This window comes from Bradyrhizobium macuxiense, assembly GCF_001542415.1.
Lineage (GTDB): Bacteria > Pseudomonadota > Alphaproteobacteria > Rhizobiales > Xanthobacteraceae > Bradyrhizobium > Bradyrhizobium macuxiense.
In genome coordinates, this window is the sequence record NZ_LNCU01000031.1 from 1 (window position 1) to 4,444 (window position 4,444).

A 4,444-nucleotide genomic window follows, 5' to 3' on the forward strand; every position below is an offset into this window, starting at 1 on the left:
ACCGTTGACATTCGCGCTCGTTCGCGTGCCTTTCGGCATGTTGCTGAAATTCACATTTACGTTCGCGCTGCCATCGACCTTAACGGCACCACCATTGTTATCGCGCAGATGTTTGCGAACAATGCGGTCGGCGAGATGAGCACCGGTGTTGCCGTGCGCGGTCAGCACTTCGGGAAAATACGTGTCGAATTGAGCAGTACGACGCGCAAGCTCCTTGCCCCATCCGTTCATGAACGAGTCGTGGCTTTGAGGACCGCGCATGCCGGGATATGGATTGCCGCCGATGTTGGTCATTGCACCGCGAGTGAAGAAACCCATTCCCTGCTGATGGATCATGTAGAGTTCGGACGGCGTAGGATCGCGACCGAAGCGACGCTTGAACTCTTTCGCATGATCAGACAGCATGTGAGCCGCTGCCATCGCATTATCATGAGCGTTGTAGATCGAGCCGCTACCGTATTTCGCCCATTCATCGCGGCCCATCTGGAACAAACCCTTGTATTGGGTTGCCCTATTCCAATTGCTCTGCGGATGCATGTTGGACTCGATGCTTGCGATGCCGCGCAGCATGTTGGCATCGAGGCCGTACTTCTTTGCTGCATCCGCGATCGCAGCTTCCGTCTCGGCGCTGCCAAGGTTCGGCTTCTTGCCGTAAGCCTTCATCGAGAAGTCCCGCGCAGCTCCGATCTTGGCAACGGTGCCTTTCACGGACTTCGGTACCTGACCTTGACTGATAGATTTCAGCGGAAAGTCGTCATTTCCAAACTTGGGAGAAGAGCCTGCGCTGCTGTTAGCGCCGCCGACTTCGCTGGGATGATAAGCGGCATTCACCATCCTGCCGCTACCTACGCCAGCGCCGTTGTACGACATGGGCGTAAAGCCAAACCCCATCAACTGCCTGAATGCATCCAAGAGACCTTTCGTTGTGCCTCGCGCAACGGCATCTTCGTCGGCCTTGTGATCGAAGGCGGAAAACCCTTCATCGATGCGACCTTGAGGCGTCATCTTGCTGCCGGGGATGCCAGTCAGCTTCTCAAACATGCGACCGAAGATCGAGTCCTTGGCAAATCCGCTGGTGCCAGCCTCGTGATACTTGCGAAGCGACTCACCGATCTTGTCGATTGATGCCGCAAAGTTAGAGATCATATGCGCGGCAGGCTCACCAAACTCGTTTGTTAGATCGATGCCGAAACCGCGAAGGTTCAAGTCCAACTTGGTGAACGCGTCATCAAGATCGTGCAAAACCTTCATATTAGTCGGATGGTTCTTTTCGAAATTGAAGCCTTCCTTCATCGCTTCATTAAGGTCTTTGAGACTGCGAGTTGCGAACTCGGCAGGTAAACCCAGAAACTCCAGCCATTTGCGTTTCTGGTCTGGCGGAACGTTGTGCTTGGCCATGAACGTCATCACGGCCTGAAACTGTTCAGCGCGAGTGCGAGCGCCAGCCAGCGCTTGAGCGATACTCTCGCCCATGTTGCTGAACTGGTGATTGATATCGTTCAGCTCTTCGGGATCATGACGGGCGATCTTGTCCATGTGCGATCCGAAAGCTGCAATTGCAGCGTTCGCGCGCTCTGGCGCGATGCCGAGACTTTGAAATGCAGCGCCCATTGCGCCAACGAAGCGCGCAGATACTCCACCACGGATCGCAGCGTCGTTGAACACCTTCCAGCTTTCACCGGCTCCGCGAAGGTGTTCAACAAACTTTGCGAGGGTTTCGCCAACGGAGGCAAAGCTGATACCGAGAGCGGCAAAGGTCGGCAGAACAGCGTCTGCAGCGAAGTCCTTTAGCTTGTTCATCCGCTCATGAAGCTCGCGGATTTCCTTGCTGTGCGCTCTCGCTGACTTGCTTGCCCTCTCATGTGTGTGTTCGGCATCGTGACCAAACTTTTTGAAGGACTCGCGGATTTGCTTTAGCGTATTTGAGGATTTGTCCTCTACCTCCGCTACAAGCTTCATTACTTCCTGTTCAACGCCCAACGTATCATTCCTTTTGTTGCATTAGTTTTAGCTGCTCTGCAGTTTGTCGATACAGCTCTGCAATCTCATCTTCCGGCTTATTCAGGAAGATGTACGGGTCGCACTTGTAGATCAGTGCGAGCTGCAAGCACGAGCTCACCAGCGCATCTACAGAGCCGGAACGAAAAAAGGCGTGATGGTCCACGCCAGAGTGATCAAGTCCTCCGGATCAAGCTTCGTGAGAGAAGATGACGGCACATTCGCGAGACGCGCAACCATTTCGACGATCTTGGTGAAGTCGTGTTCTACGGTCGGCGGACTTGTAAACGGAGAGAACTTGACCGGGTTGCCAATGGCGACAAGATCAGCACCCATAGGCTTCCTGATCTTGAGAACGCGAACCTCTTCACCGTATGCGGTGATGGAAGTGCGCAGCGGAAACTCGATATCCGACCTAACTTCGGTTTTGGTGTCTTCTGACATGATATCCTCAAGAGTGGTTTACAGGGGGAGCGCTGCAATTGCTGCAGACAGCGCCGCTGATTGGTGAGTGGCATCAGAGATGACCGTTTCGAGTTTGACGGCCATTGCGTCGTCGATATCCGTATCTCCACCTTCCGAGCGGCACCGTGCCCAGTCGATGAGTGCGGCTTCTACTTCAGCCCTTTGGTCAGCAGCGTTTGATTTCCAGCGCGAGAGCTGCGCAGCAAGTTTCTTGGCTACAAGTGCCATGATTATAAAACTCCATGAGTATGAAAGAGGAAGTGAGCAGCAGCGGCGATCGGTCGGAAAGGCCATTAACGACCGACCGCCCCCGCGCTGGCTTGAGCGAGGGATGACCACTGCATGCGCCAAGCTGCAGGCAACGCTCTAGCCAAACTGAAAGGAGGCAATGCGGGAACGTCGCGGTAACCGACGTTCCCGCTCGCGCATCACCGATCGTTGGAAGGATGCGACCGGGAGCAAGCGAAACGCGATGTACACCCACGGATCAAGGGAGACGACCCCATGGTCCGACTATTTGGGCGACGAATTACACCGGCGTTTCGCGTTCGATGATCTCGGTGACCTGTCCGCCGCTTAGCACTGATCGAGCAAGCAAGGCATCTATGAGCGAGCGGAATGCTTGCTCATGTTTGCGCAGCAGATGCTCGGCTTCGATCTCCGCAGCGCGAACGATGAGTGATCTTGCGTTCGCATTATCGGCGAGACATGCAGCGCAGTCATCGACCTTGCGACGATCACTGCCTTTCAGCCCCTTACTCTCGCCGAGATGATGTTTCTCGCCGATGTGACCTGCGACTAGAACAACTATCCTATTGAAGTAATCTGCATCGGAGTCCAAGTCATCGAATGCACCACTGACCCTGCCTCGTACACCGTCAACGCCGACGATCGTCATCAAGGCGATCGGTACGCCGGTTGCCCAGCGCACCAGTGCATGTCCGCATTCATGCGCTGCAATCCGACGAGCTTCGCGGATGTCTGCGGTGCGAGAGTGAAGCATTATTTGCGATACATGCGCTCGCGCCGCAACATGCGCTGGCGAGTCTCCATACGAAATTTCGCCAAGCGGTTATACTCAGCCGGGTCTGCGATGTCGCGATTACCGCCCCATTGCCTAATCTGCGCATCAGGGTCTGCCGGACAGGAGACAATTGAGCACTCGTACAACGACCAGCGCGTGGCAGTGAAAACGTAATCAGCTTCTCCAACGCGAAGACGCTCTTTTGCTGGATCGATCACTCGTCCATCTTCGTCTGTGATCTCCCAGCTCTGTACGGAATAGCCTATCGAAATTGCATTTGCTTCGCCACGCTGAACCATTCCGAAGGCTGCTTTGCCTGCATCGGTCTTGTGGAATTGAAGACGGCCTACCAGTGACGATCCTTCAAACCACACCGCGGCAAGCTTGCCGATCGAACTTCCAAGGATGCTTTCCTGCCGGTGTGTATCCAAGACAGGTGCGACTCCTTTTTCAACGCGAGAGATGTCAACCGCTTTTGGCGTGATCGCTAGTCGCTCAACGCCGTAAGCGCGAACCACGTCAGAGCCCTTCGACAAGACGGCATCGACGCTGCGGTTAGTTAAATCGAGTGTGCGGGGACTGCCGCCTGAGGCGTACCGTCGTTCGGTCGATAAGCGCGTCCAGCCGGGCGGACCCAATAATTTATTCATTTTGTGTTATCCCTATCAGAAGCCCGCGAAGTTCTGCGTGAGCTTGCCATTGATGCGCTCTTGCATATGCGCATCGACCTTGTGCTGATCGAAGCCGAACGCGACCTTCATCTGTTGCAGGTTCTCGTCGTCGAGATCGACAATCCCAGTCACAGAAGGATGCAGAGAGACGATGCCACGACCAATGTTGTTTTTCTTCCATGCGGGAGAGCCAACTGCGCAGGCATAGCCAAGACGTTCGGCCTTGTCGGCGGTAGCGGTCGGCATATCAGCCGTGGACTGCTTCGCAGCGGCCTTCACTTCGTTG

The 4,444-nt window shown here is 55.0% G+C and carries 6 protein-coding genes; all 6 read right to left on the reverse strand.

Going from position 1 to position 4,444, the window contains the following annotated elements; genetic code table 11:
- Positions 1 to 1,980: transglycosylase SLT domain-containing protein (locus tag AS156_RS07075; RefSeq protein ID WP_148659586.1), on the reverse strand; the 1,980-nt coding region annotated here is incomplete at its 3' end.
- Positions 1,981 to 2,127: 147 nt separating this feature from the next.
- Positions 2,128 to 2,442, reverse strand: a complete 315-nt coding sequence (locus tag AS156_RS07085; RefSeq protein WP_066501873.1) for a phage tail assembly protein — start codon at positions 2,440 to 2,442, stop codon at positions 2,128 to 2,130.
- An 18-nt stretch (positions 2,443 to 2,460) separates the two neighbouring features.
- Complete coding sequence (locus AS156_RS07090; RefSeq protein ID WP_066501877.1) at positions 2,461 to 2,691, reverse strand: hypothetical protein; 231 nt, start codon at positions 2,689 to 2,691, stop codon at positions 2,461 to 2,463.
- Between the two features lie 301 nt (positions 2,692 to 2,992).
- Complete coding sequence (locus tag AS156_RS07095) at positions 2,993 to 3,394, reverse strand: hypothetical protein (RefSeq protein ID WP_136626067.1); 402 nt, start codon at positions 3,392 to 3,394, stop codon at positions 2,993 to 2,995.
- 71 nt (positions 3,395 to 3,465) lie between these two features.
- On the reverse strand, positions 3,466 to 4,137 hold the full coding sequence (locus AS156_RS07100; RefSeq protein WP_082747263.1) for an HK97 family phage prohead protease: 672 nt from the start codon (positions 4,135 to 4,137) through the stop codon (positions 3,466 to 3,468).
- Positions 4,138 to 4,152: 15 nt separating this feature from the next.
- Positions 4,153 to 4,444: hypothetical protein (locus tag AS156_RS42750; protein ID WP_160331065.1), on the reverse strand; the 292-nt coding region annotated here is incomplete at its 5' end.

Bases quoted from the DNA above. Each gene is read 5' to 3' on its own strand.
- AS156_RS07085 (WP_066501873.1), bottom strand. From the start codon at position 2,442: ATGTCAGAAGACACCAAAACCGAAGTTAGGTCGGATATCGAGTTTCCG.
- AS156_RS07090 (WP_066501877.1), bottom strand. From the start codon at position 2,691: ATGGCACTTGTAGCCAAGAAACTTGCTGCGCAGCTCTCGCGCTGGAAA.
- AS156_RS07100 (WP_082747263.1), bottom strand. From the start codon at position 4,137: ATGAATAAATTATTGGGTCCGCCCGGCTGGACGCGCTTATCGACCGAA.